Origin of the sequence: Arthrobacter sp. (genome assembly GCF_031179985.1) — a bacterium.
Lineage (GTDB): Bacteria > Actinomycetota > Actinomycetes > Actinomycetales > Micrococcaceae > Arthrobacter.
The window spans coordinates 56,455-72,662 of sequence record NZ_JAPSHJ010000011.1; the positions used below are offsets into that span (position 1 = coordinate 56,455).

18 protein-coding genes are annotated in these 16,208 nt (G+C 62.9%); 11 read left to right on the forward strand and 7 right to left on the reverse strand.

Annotated features, from left to right (window positions below):
• The first annotated feature begins 78 nt into the window (after positions 1 to 78).
• A complete protein-coding gene (gene nth, locus RIN13_RS07585; RefSeq protein ID WP_309106721.1) occupies positions 79 to 849 on the forward strand; it encodes an endonuclease III in 771 nt (256 codons plus the stop codon).
• A complete protein-coding gene (locus tag RIN13_RS07590; protein ID WP_309106722.1) occupies positions 846 to 1,523 on the forward strand; it encodes a CoA pyrophosphatase in 678 nt (225 codons plus the stop codon). The genes nth and RIN13_RS07590 overlap by 4 nt, the downstream gene beginning before the upstream one ends.
• Before the next feature lie 72 nt (positions 1,524 to 1,595).
• Here RIN13_RS07590 and RIN13_RS07595 read toward each other — a convergent pair whose 3' ends face one another.
• Positions 1,596 to 1,787: a YegP family protein gene (locus RIN13_RS07595; protein ID WP_309106723.1), complete on the reverse strand. Its 192-nt coding sequence runs from the start codon at positions 1,785 to 1,787 to the stop codon at positions 1,596 to 1,598.
• A gap of 153 nt (positions 1,788 to 1,940) precedes the next feature.
• Positions 1,941 to 3,647 (reverse strand): bifunctional 3'-5' exonuclease/DNA polymerase, encoded by a 1,707-nt coding sequence (locus RIN13_RS07600; protein WP_309106724.1) that lies wholly within the window; start codon positions 3,645 to 3,647, stop codon positions 1,941 to 1,943.
• A gap of 266 nt (positions 3,648 to 3,913) precedes the next feature.
• Here RIN13_RS07600 and ssd point away from each other — a divergent pair, with 266 nt between their 5' ends.
• From ssd to RIN13_RS07635, 7 genes are all read left to right on the forward strand, one after another.
• Entirely contained in the window at positions 3,914 to 5,182 is a 1,269-nt protein-coding gene (gene ssd, locus RIN13_RS07605; RefSeq protein ID WP_309106725.1) for a septum site-determining protein Ssd, read from the forward strand.
• Complete coding sequence (locus RIN13_RS07610) at positions 5,179 to 6,444, forward strand: TadA family conjugal transfer-associated ATPase (protein WP_309106726.1); 1,266 nt, start codon at positions 5,179 to 5,181, stop codon at positions 6,442 to 6,444. The genes ssd and RIN13_RS07610 overlap by 4 nt, the downstream gene beginning before the upstream one ends.
• Before the next feature lie 212 nt (positions 6,445 to 6,656).
• Positions 6,657 to 7,331, forward strand: a complete 675-nt coding sequence (locus RIN13_RS07615; RefSeq protein WP_309106727.1) for a hypothetical protein — start codon at positions 6,657 to 6,659, stop codon at positions 7,329 to 7,331.
• Entirely contained in the window at positions 7,328 to 8,017 is a 690-nt protein-coding gene (locus RIN13_RS07620) for a type II secretion system F family protein (RefSeq protein ID WP_309106728.1), read from the forward strand. The genes RIN13_RS07615 and RIN13_RS07620 overlap by 4 nt, the downstream gene beginning before the upstream one ends.
• Before the next feature lie 145 nt (positions 8,018 to 8,162).
• Complete coding sequence (locus RIN13_RS07625) at positions 8,163 to 8,510, forward strand: DUF4244 domain-containing protein (RefSeq protein ID WP_309106729.1); 348 nt, start codon at positions 8,163 to 8,165, stop codon at positions 8,508 to 8,510.
• Entirely contained in the window at positions 8,507 to 8,893 is a 387-nt protein-coding gene (locus tag RIN13_RS07630; protein ID WP_309106730.1) for a TadE family type IV pilus minor pilin, read from the forward strand. Before RIN13_RS07625 ends, RIN13_RS07630 begins: the two co-directional genes overlap by 4 nt.
• Complete coding sequence (locus RIN13_RS07635) at positions 8,883 to 9,236, forward strand: Rv3654c family TadE-like protein (protein ID WP_309106731.1); 354 nt, start codon at positions 8,883 to 8,885, stop codon at positions 9,234 to 9,236. Before RIN13_RS07630 ends, RIN13_RS07635 begins: the two co-directional genes overlap by 11 nt.
• A 16-nt stretch (positions 9,237 to 9,252) precedes the next feature.
• On the opposite strand, the gene RIN13_RS07640 is transcribed toward RIN13_RS07635, so the two are convergent.
• Together RIN13_RS07640 and RIN13_RS07645 are read right to left on the reverse strand one after the other, a co-directional pair.
• The gene (locus RIN13_RS07640; RefSeq protein WP_309106732.1) at positions 9,253 to 11,637 is read right to left on the reverse strand and encodes a DEAD/DEAH box helicase; all 2,385 of its coding nucleotides are present in this window, start codon (positions 11,635 to 11,637) and stop codon (positions 9,253 to 9,255) included.
• Between the two features lie 53 nt (positions 11,638 to 11,690).
• Positions 11,691 to 12,383 carry a GNAT family N-acetyltransferase gene (locus RIN13_RS07645; protein ID WP_309106733.1) on the reverse strand — a complete coding sequence of 231 codons (693 nt, stop codon included), beginning with the start codon at positions 12,381 to 12,383 and terminating at the stop codon, positions 11,691 to 11,693.
• 171 nt (positions 12,384 to 12,554) lie between these two features.
• Between RIN13_RS07645 and RIN13_RS07650 the strand changes: the two genes are divergently transcribed.
• Positions 12,555 to 13,448 (forward strand): rhodanese-related sulfurtransferase, encoded by an 894-nt coding sequence (locus RIN13_RS07650; RefSeq protein ID WP_309106734.1) that lies wholly within the window; start codon positions 12,555 to 12,557, stop codon positions 13,446 to 13,448.
• 41 nt (positions 13,449 to 13,489) lie between these two features.
• On the opposite strand, the gene RIN13_RS07655 is transcribed toward RIN13_RS07650, so the two are convergent.
• On the reverse strand, positions 13,490 to 14,026 hold the full coding sequence (locus RIN13_RS07655) for a hypothetical protein (protein ID WP_309106735.1): 537 nt from the start codon (positions 14,024 to 14,026) through the stop codon (positions 13,490 to 13,492).
• Positions 14,027 to 14,117: 91 nt separating this feature from the next.
• A complete protein-coding gene (locus tag RIN13_RS07660) occupies positions 14,118 to 14,459 on the reverse strand; it encodes a hypothetical protein (RefSeq protein ID WP_309106736.1) in 342 nt (113 codons plus the stop codon).
• A 616-nt stretch (positions 14,460 to 15,075) separates the two neighbouring features.
• Between RIN13_RS07660 and RIN13_RS07665 the strand changes: the two genes are divergently transcribed.
• Entirely contained in the window at positions 15,076 to 15,648 is a 573-nt protein-coding gene (locus tag RIN13_RS07665; RefSeq protein ID WP_309106737.1) for a GNAT family N-acetyltransferase, read from the forward strand.
• 38 nt (positions 15,649 to 15,686) lie between these two features.
• Here RIN13_RS07665 and RIN13_RS07670 read toward each other — a convergent pair whose 3' ends face one another.
• Positions 15,687 to 16,130 (reverse strand): hypothetical protein, encoded by a 444-nt coding sequence (locus tag RIN13_RS07670; protein ID WP_309106738.1) that lies wholly within the window; start codon positions 16,128 to 16,130, stop codon positions 15,687 to 15,689.
• Positions 16,131 to 16,208: the final 78 nt, after the last annotated feature.

The following is a 16,208-nucleotide window of genomic DNA, read 5'->3' on the forward strand; positions in this document are numbered from 1 at the left end:
GAAGCTGAGCTCCCTGCGGAGGAAAAGCAGGGGGCCAGGCCGCGCCGTGGCGCAACGTCAGTGAGGCCGGTCGAATCCATGTTGGCCCAAAAGCGGCGTGCCCGCAGGATTAACCGGGAGCTGGCGAAGGTTTACCCCTACGCCCATGCAGAGCTGGACTTCCGCAACCCGTTTGAGCTGTTGGTGGCAACTGTCCTCTCCGCCCAGACCACAGATGTCACCGTCAACCAGGTCACCCCAGTCCTGTTCGCCCGTTACCCTGATGCTCGCAGCATGGCCGAGGCACCGATGGAGGAGCTCGAAACTCTCATCAAGCCCACAGGGTTCTTCCGCGCCAAGACGCGGAGCCTCCTTGCATTGTCCACCCGGCTCGTTGATGAGTACGACGGCGTTGTGCCCGGCCGCCTTGAAGATCTGGTCACGCTCCCTGGAGTGGGGCGGAAGACGGCCAATGTGGTGCTTGGCAATGCGTTTGGTATCCCCGGGATCACGGTGGATACCCATTTCGGGCGACTGGCCCGCCGTTTCGGCTGGACCACATCCGATGACCCGGTGAAGGTCGAATCGGATGTCGCCGAGCTTTTCGAGCCAAGGGACTGGACCATGCTGTCCCACCGTGTGGTGTTCCACGGCCGACGTGTTTGCCACGCTAAGAGACCAGCGTGCGGTGCGTGCGCGGTGGCTGACTGGTGCCCCAGCTATGGCATGGGCGAGAAAGATCCGCAGAAGGCAGCCAAGCTGCTGAAGTACGAACTTGCTCCCGGAAACGAGGAGTTGCTGGCCCGTCTGCAGGCGGAAACCCACCGTGCGGCCGAGATCCGGATGGAATCCCAGAAGAGGCCGCAGTGACAGCCCGGCAGGATCTTCTTGACCTCGTCGCGGCCATCGAATCCGGGGCCGGACCTGCCCCGGATCCGCGGTGGCGTGAGCTTTCGGTGGACCCGGCGGTGGTGCGCAAAGCCGCGGTCCTGATGCTTTTCGGTGTCCTGGACAAGGTTCCCGCGGCCTCGGAAAAGAAGCTGGCTCCGGCTCATCTTGATGTCCTGCTGTTGCAACGCGCCAACACGCTGGTGGACCACCCAGGCCAGGTCGCGTTTCCAGGGGGCGGCATTGATCCCGGTGAGACCCCGGTGGAGGCCGCCCTCCGTGAAGCCGAGGAAGAGACGGGGCTGGACAGCGCCGGCGTGGAAGTCCTGGGCGTCATGCCGGAACTCGCACTTCCGCGCGGGAACTTCCTGGTGACGCCGGTCCTGGCCTGGTGGGCATCACCGTCCCCGGTGCGGGTAGTGGACTATGCGGAATCATCTCAGGTCTTCCGGATCCCGGTCAGGGATCTGCTCGATCCCGAAAACCGGCGAATGGCCACGGTGACCAGGCGGGGCGAAACTTTCCACAGCCCGGCGTTCACTGTCAACGGGGTGGTTGTCTGGGGCTTTACAGGACTTATCCTGAACCAACTGTTTGATCAGCTGGGATGGTCAGTACCTTGGGACAGGTCCCGGCTGATCCCGATAGAACCGTAGAACCCTGAAAGCCAACGTCCCCCTTCGGCCAGTCAGCAGTTCCAGCCATGAGTTTCAGCCGGAAACCCTTTCCTAGCCGGAGACCTTCGGGGCGGAGCAATCAACAATCAGCCCCGTTGCTGCGTTCTCCCTGACGGCCATAATCCCCGCAGCCACTCCTTTGAGTGTTTTGAAAGCCGGCGACAGTGCAACCACTGATCCGTCCTCTGCAGTGAGCCGGAAGTGGAATGCCTCGTGTCCCTCTATTTCAAATCTTCCAGCCATGGCTGTTATTTCCCCCTGGCAAATGCTCCCCCTTGTATCGCATGGTGCTGGTCGGCTGAGCTCTTACGGCAAACTGACCACAGTCGACAGTTCCGTTGCTGTAACGGGCTATTCAATGCTACTGGCGGGTAAGTGACAAAGAGTGTCTCGCGACTACTTCGCTTTGTCATAGGAGTCGGTCACAGCAATGCTGACAGGGAATTCGACGGGGATCCTTCCGAAAAGCAATTCCTTGGCTGCGCTTGCCGCCTCTTCAATGGCAGCGATGCTTGCCTCCACTGCATTATCGGGGCTGTGGACCATCACCTCGTCGTGGAGGAAGAACACGAGTTCCCCGGCAGGTGAGCCGTCGGAGCGCAAGGTGCGCAGCCGCCGTCGTAATTCGGCCAGCCAGCACGCAGCCCAGTCCGCCGCGGAGCCCTGGACCACAAAATTTCGAGTGAATCGACCGCGGGATCTGGCTATCGAGTCCGCACTGCGCTGTTCATCGGCTGTCGCAGTCTGCTGGCTTAGGAGCCACCTTTCTGAGGGTGGCGGGCTGCTCCGGCCCAACCGGGAAGTCACCGTTTTTCCTGCCTCGCCATCGCGGGCGGCGCGTTCAACGAGGCCCACGGCACGGGGATACGTCTTAGTGAGCTGCGGCATGAGCCGCCCTGATTCACCCGATGTCGCACCGTACATGGCGCCAAGCATGGCAATTTTCGCCTTTGCCCGGTCGCCGCCAAAACCCTGTGCTGCAACCCCGGCGTACAGATCCTTATCCTTCGCGGCCTCGGCCATCACCGTGTCCTGGGAAAGGGCCACCAATACCCGCGGCTCCAACTGTGAGGCGTCCGCCACGATGAGCTTATGGCCGGGATCTGCATGCACAGCTCCGCGGATCTGGTGCGGAATCTGCAGCGCACCGCCGCCACGCGATGCCCAGCGGCCGGAAACCACTCCGCCCACCACATACTCAGGCCGGAAGCGGCCGCCGTCCACCCAGGCATCCAACCAGGCCCAACCATTAGCCGTGTGGAGGCGGGAGAGTTTTTTGTACTCAAGAAGCGGGCCGATGGCCGGATGACCGGACTGCTTCAGCTCCCATTGCCTGGTGGTTTTGACCTCAATCCCGTTGCGGTGCAGCGAACGCATAAGGTCCTGAGGCGAATCCGGGTTCAGGGACGGTGAGTTGAGCAGATTTCTGAGCTCGGCGGTGAGGGCTTCGAGTTTCGCTGGGCGCTGGCCATTCGCAGGACGCGGTCCAAGATAGTCCACCAGGATTTTCTCGTGGAGTTCTACCCGCCAAGGCACGCCGGTATGCTGCATCTCTGCCGCAATCATGGACCCGGCGGACTCGGCGGCGAGGAGCAGTTGGAGGCGCTGCCTCCTGTTCCCCTCGGTACTCGCGCCGTTGAGAGCGTTTTGCTGCGCTGCGAACTCCCTGCGGAGGTGCTCAATTGAGTGCTGCGCGGTGGTGGCAGGGCCAAGATGTTCGAACAGGGCCCCCTGTTCCTTGGGCGGCGGAGGCGGACGGAGCCCGGCGGGTGGCCCTTGAAGATCGTCGTCCTGGATAAGCTTCTCCGCCGTACAGGCATACTCAGTATGGGCGGTGAACTCCGAGTGGGCCAGGATCGCTCCGCACAGACTGAGGTCGTGGCACCGCTCCAGCTCAATGCCGGAACGCAGCAAACGCGGGTACCAGTCCTGTGTCCGGTTCCAGATCCAGCGGGGCCGGCGCTTCTCAAATTCACGCACGACGTCGGGGAGCTCGCCGAGGGCTATCAGTTGCGGTTCCGCATGGGCTGCTGCCGGTTCGCCTGCGGGAGTGAGTTGCTGAAGGGCTGCGCCGTCGGCGTGGGCGGCAAGCAGCAGATACATGCATCAATTCTGCCTTGTGGTGCGGGACGTCCCTGACAGAACCGGTTCTATTGAGGACGTTCTGTGTCCGGATGCATTTGCTGCGGTCCGGGGACTCTTTGTTCTTTACCTGTATCGGACCCCTTGATTGGATCTGTTCCGGGCTTACGGGCTGGAGCTTGCTTCGCCTTTGTCCAGCACTTTGGGGTATCCGCCCTGACTGTGACTTGTCCACATAGCCTCGATTTCGTCTTACGGGCAGTCTCCCGCCCCGGCAGGGTAGCGATATGAGCAGGCACCACCTCAAGCACCCTCCCCACAGTGATCCATCGTCCGGCGCGGCATCACCAGCCGCTCAGGCAGATTTAACGGGTCGCGCCGCCATCGCCGCCCCCGCAGCACCAGCCGCCCCGACAGTGCTATCCAGTGCGGTGTCCGGCCGAACGGAAAGGGAAGCACTGTTTCGTCAAGGAACGCGGAGGCCATACACCGCGGGGGCTCCCTGGCTTCCTGACGAGGGATCGGAGACGTTGCTCGTCACCCGGTTTGATGTGCTCAGATCCGAGGTGGAGCGCATTGTGGCGGCAACAGGCGGGCAACTGCGAGTAGTAGGCGACGCCACCGAGGCCGCGCCCTTCTGGGATTCGGCCGCGGCAGTGTTGGTAGGAAGTGATGTGCGGGAGCTTCCTCCAAGGCGCCGCGGGCCTGCTGTCCTGGTAGGCCTCAGTGGAGAAGGCGACAGCCTGTGGCACCTGGCGGCAGCCCTGGGAGCAGAGCGTGTGGCTGTCCTGCCGGATGCGGCAACATGGCTCGCTGAGTACCTGAGCGGGGCCGGTTCACCGGAAGCAGGAGGTTTGGTGGTGGGGCTGACCGGGGGTTGTGGCGGGGCCGGTGCCACCACCGCAGCTATCTGGATAGCCCAGGCGGCGGCGGGGCTCGGAGCCCGGGTGCTCCTGGTGGACGGGGATTCCTGGGGAGGCGGCCTTGAATTGGCACTCGCAGCCGAGGAATCGGCGGGATTGCGCTGGCCCGACCTTTCGGATGCACGCGGGAGCATAAATCCCGAGCAGCTGAGCGATGCTTTGCCTGTGGCGGGAGGTTTTTCGTTTCTTTCCTGGCCCGGCAGCCGGGACCGCTCCGCAGTGGTGGAGCCCGGCACGGTCGCAGGAGTCCTCGACGCCGCCAGACGCGGCTATGAACTTGTGGTCGTGGATATCGGACGGGGTGCAGAACCGCTCCGGAACTTCGCTTGGGATTGCGATCGGCTTCTGCTCGTCGTGCCTGCCCAGCTGAAGGCCACCGTCGCTACAGCAAGGATCGTGCAGGAGCTTCCGCCGGTGGAAACGTCGTTGGTTGTGCGGGGAAAGGCGGGGGCAGCACTGGACGCCGGCCTGATAGCGGATTCGGTGGGGTTGCCCCTCCAAGCCATCTTGCCTGAGGTGAGGGGGACTGCGGGGGCTACTGAACAGGGTCGGTTACTGGAAGTCGGGCAGCGGAGGAATGTCCGCCGGTTTGTGGCATCGGTCCTGGAGCTTTTCGACGAGGAGGGGGCATGACCCCCCGCCGAAACCAGCCCGGTTTTCCTTCTGCCCCCATCATTTCGGATGGTGGCCTCAGTCGTCGCAGGCAAAGCCGGTTGGTCGATGCCCGGCTGCTTGAATCCGTCCGTGAATCTGTCATGGCCGATTCCGGACCCGTCACCCCTTTGCGGGTGGCATCGGCAGTCCAGGCTTCGGGGCGGCTGCTCGGAACAGCAGGTTCCTTGGCGGCCGTGGAAAGCATCAGCGCTGAGCTCAACGGACTCGGGCCGCTGCAGGCGTTGGTCCGGGACCAGGCAGTGACTGACATCTTCGTGAATGCTCCGGACTCCGTCTGGCTGGACCGCGGCAAGGGCCTCGAGCGGGCTCCGGTCACCTTTTCCAACGAGGCCCAGGTACGTGCCCTTGCCGCGCGGCTCGTAGCTGCCGGAGGGCGCCGGCTGGATGACGGTTCTCCGTGCGTGGACGTCAGACTCGATGGCGGTTATCGCGTCCATGCCGTTCTTCCTCCAATCTCTACCAGGGGAACACTTTTATCGGTGCGGATCCGGCGGGATCAGGTGTTTTCGCTCGACGAACTCAGGCAAGGCGGAATGTTCGGGCCCCTTGGCCAGCAGGTGCTTGAACGGATGGTGACGCACCGGTTGAGTTTTCTGATCAGCGGGGCCACAGGATCCGGGAAAACCACGCTCCTTTCAACACTGCTGGGCTTGTGCCATCCCAGTGAGAGGCTGGTCCTGATCGAGGATGCATCGGAGCTGAATCCCGTGCATCCCCACGTGATCTGCCTGGAATCGAGGCACGGGAACCTGGAAGGCGGAGGCGCCATCGATCTGGGCGAACTGGTCCGGCAGGCACTGAGGATGCGGCCGGACCGGCTGGTGGTAGGTGAGTGCCGCGGGGCGGAGGTACGTGAGCTTCTGACAGCAATGAACACGGGCCATACCGGAGGAGGCGGCACCATTCATGCCAACGCGGCGGCAGCCGTTCCTGCGCGGCTTACGGCGCTGGGTGCGCTGGCGGGACTAAGCCAGAATGCGGTGCGTCTGCAGGCTGCCAGCGCCTTGGACGTCGTGGTCCATGTTGAAAGATCAGTCCATGGCAGGCAGCTGGCATGCATCGGCCTTATTGAGGATGGGGCGGACGGGTTGACCGTTTCCGCAGCACTGGAAATCCGTGGCAGTGAGCTGGGCCCGGGGCCGGCGTGGTCCGGATTGGCGAAACGCCTGGGACTGGAAGGGCGCGGGTTTGGGTTTGGGTACGGTAGGGAACCGGCGTGAGTTTCGCGATGGCGGTTGCCCTTGGAGCTGCACTCTGGCTCCTCATTCGTCCTGGGCGAACCTCCGCATACCGCCTCCGACTTACCCTTCCTGCTGCCGGCAGACGGGCTGGGGCGGCCGTTCCAGGGTCTCCCGGACGATCTGCAGATGGAGTGGCTCCTGGCTTAAGTGTCCGCTTTCGGAACCGGAACCGCAGCCAGGAGTCCCGCCACATGACGGTGGTAGTTCAACAGCTCGCCGCCCTGTTGAAGGGCGGCCGAACTCCCTCCCGGTTATGGGACGAGCTCGTTACTCTTTACCCGGCAGGATCGTCCGAACTCACCACAGGCCGGGCTCCTCGTGCTGACCGGGTCCCTCATGGTAGCCAGACTGCTCCTGCTGGTCGGGCTGCTCCTGAAGGCGCCGGCCGGACTAAGGCAGAAGTCTCGGGGGCTGCTTTTCAACTCGTCCTGGCCGCAGCCAGGGCGGCTTCGCTTCGGGGGTCACCTGTCTCGGACGCTATCCGGTCAGCGACAACGAGCGCCTACCCGGGCAGGTCGCGGAACCGCCGGATTTGGGGCGAACTCGCCGCTTGCTTTGACATCGCGGAAGCCAGTGGATGTCCATTGGCCGATATCCTCACCCGATTCGCAGCCCAGCTGGAAGCCGAGGACGACGCCGAAGCAGCCCGGCAAACGGCGCTGGCAGGGCCAAAGGCCACCGTGAAGCTGCTGACTTGGCTGCCCTTCCTGGGATTGGCTCTTGGCACGGCCCTGGGAGTGGATCCGCTAAAGATCCTTCTGGGAACACCGTACGGAATCGCCGCCCTCGTTGCCGGCATCTTGCTGACTGTGGCAGGACGAGCTTGGTCGGCCCGCCTCGTCCAGCACGCGGCAGGGACGCCATGACGGTTGCCTTGCTCCCTGCTGTTGCGGTTGCAGCGCTGGTTGCCATGGCTGCTTTGTTGGCCTTGGCAGGCCCGGAGAGGGTGCGGAGACGGCTCGCCCGGCTACTTGCACTTAGCGAAGAGCGCTCCGCCCTTGAGGACGACAGTCGATACAGGCACGCGGGAAATGGCCGGGATCTGACGGGAAACAGCGCTGACTTATTGGGGAAGCGGGGGCCGCCGGCAGGTGGTGCCGCCACCTCCGAAGGGGACGGCCTGGCAGACACCGCGATGATGCTTGAACTTATTGGCGCGATGCTCGATGCCGGCGCCGGAGTGGGGCGCTCACTTCAACTTGTGGCGGACTGCTCATCGGCCAAGCACGCGCTGTCCCTGCGGCCGGTTGTTTCAGCGCTTGCGATCGGTGCGGATTGGGATACGGCGTGGCGCAGTTCAGCCGTTCAGACCCGGGAAATACTTGAACTCCGTGATGCCTTGGGCTTCGCGGCGCTCACTGGCGCCCCTTCATCCTCGATCCTCTATGCCCAGGCCTCCCGGATGCGGAGGGAGCGGTTCAGGGCGGCCGAAAAACGAGCGGCTGCATTGGGCGTGAGGCTTGTCATCCCTCTGGGGCTGTGCTCATTGCCTGCCTTTGTCTGTCTTGGTGTTGTTCCCGTTCTTCTCGCGATGATTCCGTCAGCGGGCTAGAGGCGTACTCCAGTTTTCCTCCACAGCGATGGAATTCCGCGGTTATCCACTTAGCCGTCATGGTCACTTATCTGCCGGAGATCAAGCCGGAAGAGTCGAAGCAGCCGGTGCTACAGCCGGCACCCTACCTACGGAAGGACACATCATGTCGACCACAGCACATCCCCTCGAAAAGCCAGAGCATGCCCGGGCGGAGCAATCTGAAGCCAAGGTCAGTGAAATTTACCCGGGGGCAAGCGCTGCTCCTCAGGTCCGGAACAACGTGGCTGGCCTTCGCAACCGGCATGGTCGCATCCGCCGGCTTGGTTTTCGACGGTACAGGCTTCGCCGTGACACCTCATGGAGTTCGGAAGCGGGCATGGCGACGGCGGAATATGCCATCGCTACATTGGCTGCCGTGGGTTTCGCCGGCCTGTTGGTCTTTATTCTCCGCAGTGAGGAGGTCAGGGGTTTTCTGCTCAACCTCATCCGTACGGCTCTGGCCTTGCCATGACGCCCGTCTTGGAACTGCTCCCAGTCCCTGGCGCGGGGAAGTGCCGGGGTGCTGTAACGGCTGAATTCGCAGTCGCCTTGCCCGCCGTGTTGTTGCTGTTGGCCATGTTGCTGGCCGGTTCCGCCGCTGGCCTGACCCAGCTCAGGCTGGAGGAGGCAGCAAGGGCAGGGGCCAGGGCGCTTGCAAGAGGTGAGGATCCCGGAGCCGTCGAGGGCATTGTCAGGCAAGTGGCAGGCAGCTCCGCTTCGGCTGCCACCAGCACAGACGGGGAATGGCTGAGCGTCATCGTGTCAGGCAGGAGTGGCGGGCCAGTGGGTTCGCTGGTCCCGTGGACTTTGTCGGCGAAGGCAACGGCCAAGGGAGAGTCCGGCAGTGCACCCTGATTCCCACCCCGAGCGTGGTTCCGGCACCGTTCTGGCCGCGGCCCTGGGCCTTGTAGTCATTACGGCGATGGTACTTGTGCTGCTGCTCGCGCAGTCAGCAGTCATGGCATCCAGGGCCGCATCGGCCGCCGACCTTGCAGCTCTAGCCGCGGCCGATGCGGCGCGGGGACTGACCGTAGGGGAACCCTGTGCCGTTGCAGCGGCTGTTGCGGCCCGCCACAACGCAAGAGTGACAGCCTGTGCAGAAGGAACAGGCCAGACGGTCGAGGTCCGCACCGAGCTGGAGGCCCGGACTGTTGTTGGGGCAGCCACAGGTCATGCCCTAGCCGGCCCGCCGCCCTAAAGTGAGGTTCGCCCTACTAACTGCGATCCGGGGTGGTCTGAAGCGTCTCCAAACGAGGGGCCTCGGCGGCATCCCGAAGCAATACGTCGAGCAGGATGACTGCGGCCGCCTTGTCCAAAGGGTTGTTCTTGTTGCCGCATTTGGGCGATTGCACACAGGACGGGCAACCAGACTCGCATTCGCACGCTTTGATGGCTTCGCGGGTGGCTGACAACCACACTTTGGCCTTGTCGAAACCACGTTCCGCGAATCCGGCGCCACCGGGGTGCCCGTCGTACACAAAAATGGTGGGCATCCCGGTATCGGCATGGAGGGCAGTGGAAACGCCGCCGATGTCCCAGCGGTCACTCGATGCCACAAGGGGTAAAAGTCCGATCGCGGCGTGTTCAGCGGCATGCAGCGCACCGGGGAACTGTGCTTCGATGAGGCCCGCGGCAGTGAGTGAGCGGTTGTCCACCTCAAACCACACCGCCTTGGTAAAGAGCTCCCTGGCGCCGAGCTCCAGCGGCTCCTCGCCCAGGATCTCGTTGGAAATCAGTGCCTTACGCTGGAAGGAGACAACCTGGGTGGTTACCTTTACATCGCCGAAATGCACCCCAATGTCGCCCCACAGAACGTGACGCTGACTCTCCAGGACCTCGATCTGCGTTACATCCCTGGCCGTTGTGTAGTAGTCCGGATTCGCCCGCCGTACCACGACGCAATGGTCGTCCTCGTTCAGGTCCTCCACCACGTAGCTCTCGCCCTGATGAACGTACACGGCCCCGGTATGGGCCTGGTAATGAGTCTGCGGCGAATCCATTGTCCCGAGGAGGGAGCCGGTGTCGGCGTCCACGATGCTCACCGGCCCGCCGCCGTCGGCTCGAAGGTTCACCATGGCCGCAGCACTTTGGGAATGCGTCCAGAACCATCCTGCCGGACGTTTCCGCAGGTATCCCTGGGTCACCAGCTGGTCCAGCAGCTTCTCAGATGTATCGCCGAAAAGTTCCAGCTCGCCGTGGCCGAGAGGGAGTTCGGCCGCTGCCGCGCAGAGATGCGGACCAAGGACATAGGGATTGGAGGGGTCAAAGACGGTCGCCTCAACCGAGAGGTCAAAGATGGCTTCGGGATGATTCACCAGGTAGGTGTCCAGCGGATCGTCGCTGGCTACGAAGGCTGCGATGGCGTCCTGACCCGTCCGTCCGGCACGGCCGATCTGCTGGAACAGAGAGGCTCGAGTACCGGGCCAGCCTGCCACCAGAACCGCATCGAGACCGGAAATATCGATACCTAGCTCGAGGGCCGAGGTGCTGGAGACACCCAAGAGCTCGCCGGACCGGAGGGCCTTCTCCAACGCACGCCTCTCCTCTGGCAGATACCCGGAGCGATACGCTGCCACTCTTTGCGGAAGGCTGGGATCCACTTCATCAAGCAGCCGCTTTGTTATGGAGGAAATGGTTTCCGCCCCACGGCGGGACTTGATGAAAGCAATCGTCCGGACATGGGAGGTAACCAGATTGGCCAGGAGATCTGCAGTTTCAGCTACGGCGGTCCGCCGCTCCGGGGCGCCGTTTTCGCCACGGAGTTCCATCAGCGCCGGTTCCCAGAAGGCCACTGTGGTGGAACCGTGGGGTGAGGAGTCCTCGGTTACTGCCCGGACCGGAGCGCCGATGAGCCGTCCAAATGATTCGCCAGGTTCGGAAGCCGTGGCCGAGGCAGCAATAAACACGGGACCAGGGGATCCGTTTCCGGCGTAGTAGGCACAGATCCGGCGCAGCCGTCGCATCAGGTTGGCCACATGCGAACCGAAGACACCGCGGTAGCTGTGCGCTTCATCCACAATCACGTAGCGGAGCCGCCGGAAGAAGCTTGCCCACCAGGCATGGTTTGGCAGGATCCCGAAGTGCAGCATGTCGGGATTGGCGAGGATGAAGTTGGCATGGTCACGAATCCAGCGTCTTGAGGCCGGATCTGTGTCGCCGTCGTACGTCTCGGCCCGGACTGTCGGGAGCTTCAGAGCGCGAATAGCGGAGAGCTGGTCAGCGGCCAGAGCCTTCGTGGGGGAGAGGTACAGTGTCACGGCGCCGTCGTCGTGGATTTTTCCCGGTTGGGACAGTACTTCCAGCTCCGAGCGATGGATCGAGTCGAGCGCCGGGAGCTGGTAGGCCAAGGACTTTCCTGAGGCCGTCCCCGTGGCTATCACCACGTGTTCCCCCGAGTGGGCGAGGTCGGCGGCGAGCACCTGATGCCGGTAAGGCTGATGGATTCCCAATGAGCCGTAGGCAGCGATGAGGTCAGGGTGAGCCCACTCCGGCCAAGTTTCGTGGATAGCTTGTCGGGCAGGAATGGTGTGCACATGACGCAGCTGCTCGGGGTCCGGGCCCCGGCCCAGAAGCGGGATCAGCGAGTCATGTGGGTTCACCTAAACATTGTTTCACCCGGGCTCAAATCGCCGGCTTCCACCAGGCCTTCAGACTAGGCGACGGAGAGGTCTGCGCCCTCATCAGAGCCGGAGATCATCAGGACATGGCAGACGGTTTTCCAGCCCAGGTGCGAATACAGCTTCTGTCCGTCCAGGGACGCCAGCAACAGTCCATTTTCGACGTCGTGCTCAAAGGCCTGTGCGGCCAGCGCTTTCATGATGAAGCTTCCCAGACCGCGGCGCTGGTAGCCCGGTTCGGTGACGATCCTGTCAAATACAGCGGTATTACCCACCACATAGACGCGGCCGCTGGCAGCCACGTCGTCGCCACCCCAGACCACGGCATGGTGCACTCCGTCCATTTGGGAGGTCTCGAGCCTGAGGTCATCATCGGCAAGCCAGGGATCCTCAGAGTCCTGGGTCTGCATGTCAACGAACATCATGGTCTGCGACGCCGAGGTGACGTTCAGCCCGTGCTCCTGGGCCAGGAAACTGTACCGGGCGGCGTCGTTGGTGAAAACCGTGATGATCCTGGTTGGGGATTCCGCTGCCTTGGACACCAACTCGGCGAATTCGGCATGGGAGGGATCATGGGCGAAGTAGACCCAGTCCCTGTTGGCGTCGGCTCTAAGGACCGCCGGGAAGCGGCCCTCGTTGCGGGTCTCGTAGCCCCGGCAGCCGGCCCAGCCGGCTACCCAGACTTCCAGCAAGTGGGTGATGTCTTCAACCATGGCGTCCGGAGTCATGTGATGAGGGTATTCCAGCGCTGTCACAAGCAACAGGGGTAGGCGGAGGAGAAAGGCCTTGCTTATGAAATTGTGACCGAGGCAAGGCGCCCCCCACCCAGCACAACGGAACACCGGCACAACCGGGCACCGCACCAACGACGATTTCCCGTACCAAGTACCCTTAAATACGTGGCTTTGAACCGAATTGTACTTTTCTACGGCTTTACCCCTCTCCCGGACCCCGACGTCGTCCGGCTCTGGCAGCGTGCCTTGTGCGAGAAGCTGGGACTGACCGGGCGCATCATCATCTCCAAGGACGGCATCAACGCCACAGTCGGCGGAGAGATCGGCGCAGTGAAGCAGTACGTCAAGACCACGCGGGAGTACAAGGGCTTCCACGACGTCGACGTGAAGTGGTCCGACGGCGGTTCGGAGGACTTCCCCAAGCTCAGCGTGAAAGTCCGCGACGAGATCGTGTCGTTCGGGGCACCCGGCGAACTGAAGGTTAATGAAAACGGCGTTGTGGGCGGTGGCACCCACCTCAAGCCTGAAGAGCTGCACCACCTGGTTGACGCCAAAAAGCAGAGCGGCGAAGACGTGGTGTTTTTCGACGGCCGGAACGCCTTCGAGGCCCAGATCGGGAAATTCAAGGATGCTGTAGTCCCCGACGTCGCCACGACACACGATTTCATCAAGGAGCTGGACTCCGGAAAATACGATGCGCTGAAAGACAAGCCCGTCGTGACCTACTGCACGGGCGGCATCCGTTGCGAAGTCCTCTCGAGCCTCATGGTCAACCGCGGCTTCAAAGAGGTTTACCAGCTGGATGGAGGGATTGTCCGCTACGGCGAAACCTTCAAGGATCAGGGGCTCTGGGAGGGCTCCCTCTACGTCTTTGACAAGCGCATGCACCTCGAATTCAGCGAGGACGCCAAGACGATCGGACAGTGCACCCGCTGCTCGGCCCCCACCAGCAAGTTCGAAAACTGCTCAAACCTCAGTTGCCGTACGCTGACCTTGTATTGCGCCGAGTGCGCCGCAAGTCCCGAGACCCTCCGCTGCCCCGACGGCTGCGCGGCCTGAAAACTGACGACCGCGCCGCCTGACTCCCCTCGTGGGACAGTTCAGATCCGGCTCACGATATAGGCGTAGTTTGCGGCGGGAACTGTTTCCATCTGGACGGTCAGCACTGAGTCCTTCGTCAGCTGGATCACATTGACGCGCGCAGTGCCGCACCGCAGGCTCAGATTGATCAATTCAGCGTCCCCGTTGCGGATGATAAAGCTCATCCGGTAGTGGCTTCGGCATGCCAGCGTCAGCGCATAGGTGCCGCTGGGCAACTGCGCTGTGCTTTCGGTCAGGGTTGCCCGGCGCTCCATTGAACCAAAGCCAGTGTGGAACACTTGCCCCTGCGTGTCAGGCAGGACTGACGCCACCCATAGCTCCAGTTCGTCCCCCGACACAGGCTCATTCATCCTCGGGTCCCGCGGGAGCCTTACATCCGTGAAGATCGGTGTGGGGGTCGCGATGAGCGGCCGCCCGTCGTCGTACACGTACTCGCAGCCGCTGGTGATCGCCGCGGCTGCCAAGGCAACGGAAAGAACGACGGCGGCGCCCGGCCGGCGCTTGAGCGTCGCCCGCGGTGCCCGCACTCTGGGCATACTCTGACTTTAAGCCCGGAAAAGTCGCTAATCCATAGGTAGTACTGGGGGACGCCAGCGCTATCCCTGCCCTTCCAAGAACCGTCTGGGCTCAGGGCCGGGAGTGGGCCCCGGTTGCTCTGGCGAGATGAAATCCCACCCTCACGCCCGCCTGTTCCCCGGGATTCTCGTCCGTCACCCTGGTTGAGATTGAGAGATCCCCGGCCGCTTCCAGCTCGTGCACTACTGGTTCTCCGCACATGTAGGTTGTCTGGAGAAGCACAGCACCCTCTGCCCCCACAACAACCAATTCGGCTTCGGACGCGCCCAAGCACTCTGAAGCCACAATGTACTTGCCCGACGGTAGCGCCCTGGTGCTGGTGGAAACGCCACGCGCGGTCCCGTCCGCCGCAGCCACGAAGTCAGGTGCCGCAGCCACCAGGTGCCTTCGCATGATCGCCGCGTTCCTGTCCTGAGCTGCTGCTTCCTCCGGATCAAGGGTAGGAAATGCGGTAAAAGAGGGCGGGAGACTGGGATCTGTGCTCGTGGGGGAAGCAAGAACGGGAGCTCCGTCGTCGTATGCGCAGCCCCCGCAGCCGAGGAGAAGGACTCCGGCCATCAACAGCGCTGAAAGCGGCGGACGCAGCATCCTGAGAGCTGGCCTCAAGGGTCGCTTCCGGGCCGGTCGCATAGGGTAGTCCGGTGGAGTCAGCGGGCCCGGAACCCTCATCAAGGCATCCCTGTTGGATTCACCGGAGCCGGGGTTGAGTGGGATGGCTGGTCAGCTGAACCGCCGATCGCCCGGCTATCTCCTGACGAATATGCGCAGGCACGTAAACGGCCGGCGAGCGATATCGCCACCGCCATAGACGCAATAGAAATACGTTCGTTCATGAGCTGCCTTCCCCCAAATGCTGCCGTAGACGACGAGCCTACTAGTCAACGCCTCAAATGCAGCAGCGGACTCTCTTGGATTCCGGGACGAGGTCACTATCGTTGGGCCTAGACGCAATCGAAAGTAGCGGGCTTCAGCATCGGATCCGGGGAACCAGTCGAGAGGACTCCACCAAGTGGCGATCGAGATTCGTCCTGCAAAGCAGTTCGAGGACGTGAAGACGATGGTCGGTCCGAAACGGCCTGACGCGAACGTGTGCTGGTGCCTGAGCTACCGCATCCCCTCAAAGCAGAACCTGGAGCTGCGGGGCACCGAACGCGGAGAACTGGTCAAACAACTGGTCGGGCAGGAGCCGCCGCCCGGGGTGCTCGCTTACGACGGCGACGAGGTGGTTGGGTGGGCAGGCGTCCACCCCCGTGCAGATACAAGCTTTGCCCGCAATCGGAAGATTCCCCACGTGGACGATCTCGACGTTTGGTCAGTCTGGTGCATCCGCGTCCGGCCGGGCTATCGGGGCAAGGGAATCTCCCACCATCTTCTCGAAGGCGCCGTGGATTTCGCCCGCAGTTATGGCGCTCCCGCCATCGAAGGCTACCCCGTGGATAACCAAGGCAAACACGTTGACCTCACCATGGCGTACGTGGGCACCCGCAAGCTGTTCGAAGCAGCCGGATTCACCAAGGCCGCCGATACCGACTCGCTGATCAATGGCTTCCCGCGGGTACTGATGCGCCGGGACCTGCGCTGAGCTTTTGTCTTCCGGAGCGGTCTGTCGCCCGGAGCAGGCTAGCTCCCGGGGGTCAGCTGATATGCGAAGATCAGGGGTGCGTCCACGCTGGACGTGCTGATCTGCAGGAACCCCGATTCAGGGACAGAGACCTTGGCCCGCTCGAGGCTTCCGTTGCAGGCGGCTCCGGCATCGACGATCTCCCGGCCCTGCTGCATGACTGCGAAAAAGGCCTTGCCGCCGCCCTCGCACGTCATCGTCAGCGTGTAGACCCCTGCCTGAACGTCGGTCGCTTCTTGCATCAAAGCCTGCCGATCCAGAATCTTCCCGGAGTCCTCCAGCACGGCGCCGGTGGCAGACGGCAATGCAGTGGCTTTCCACGCGGGGACATCAGCATTTTCGATTGAGACCGCCGAAGAGCACGCCGTAATGCTGCCTGCTATGAGTGCGGTCAGCGCTGCAGCTGCGAGGGCGCGTCGCAGCAGTACTTCAGATCGGGACATGCTCCCAACTTACCCGGTGTCCCTCACTGACCGTTGCTGACCTTCTGCACACCCTCTTGCTGTAAAGGCGGGGAACCG

Excerpts from the sequence above, each read along its gene's own strand:
- nth (WP_309106721.1), top strand. The coding sequence starts at position 79 with ATGTTGGCCCAAAAGCGGCGTGCCCGCAGGATTAACCGGGAGCTGGCG.
- RIN13_RS07595 (WP_309106723.1), bottom strand. The coding sequence starts at position 1,787 with ATGGCTGGAAGATTTGAAATAGAGGGACACGAGGCATTCCACTTCCGG.
- RIN13_RS07600 (WP_309106724.1), bottom strand. The coding sequence starts at position 3,647 with ATGTATCTGCTGCTTGCCGCCCACGCCGACGGCGCAGCCCTTCAGCAA.
- ssd (WP_309106725.1), top strand. The coding sequence starts at position 3,914 with ATGAGCAGGCACCACCTCAAGCACCCTCCCCACAGTGATCCATCGTCC.
- RIN13_RS07610 (WP_309106726.1), top strand. The coding sequence starts at position 5,179 with ATGACCCCCCGCCGAAACCAGCCCGGTTTTCCTTCTGCCCCCATCATT.
- RIN13_RS07615 (WP_309106727.1), top strand. The coding sequence starts at position 6,657 with ATGACGGTGGTAGTTCAACAGCTCGCCGCCCTGTTGAAGGGCGGCCGA.
- RIN13_RS07620 (WP_309106728.1), top strand. The coding sequence starts at position 7,328 with ATGACGGTTGCCTTGCTCCCTGCTGTTGCGGTTGCAGCGCTGGTTGCC.
- RIN13_RS07625 (WP_309106729.1), top strand. The coding sequence starts at position 8,163 with ATGTCGACCACAGCACATCCCCTCGAAAAGCCAGAGCATGCCCGGGCG.
- RIN13_RS07630 (WP_309106730.1), top strand. The coding sequence starts at position 8,507 with ATGACGCCCGTCTTGGAACTGCTCCCAGTCCCTGGCGCGGGGAAGTGC.
- RIN13_RS07645 (WP_309106733.1), bottom strand. The coding sequence starts at position 12,383 with ATGACTCCGGACGCCATGGTTGAAGACATCACCCACTTGCTGGAAGTC.
- RIN13_RS07655 (WP_309106735.1), bottom strand. The coding sequence starts at position 14,026 with ATGCCCAGAGTGCGGGCACCGCGGGCGACGCTCAAGCGCCGGCCGGGC.
- RIN13_RS07660 (WP_309106736.1), bottom strand. The coding sequence starts at position 14,459 with ATGCGAAGGCACCTGGTGGCTGCGGCACCTGACTTCGTGGCTGCGGCG.
- RIN13_RS07670 (WP_309106738.1), bottom strand. The coding sequence starts at position 16,130 with ATGTCCCGATCTGAAGTACTGCTGCGACGCGCCCTCGCAGCTGCAGCG.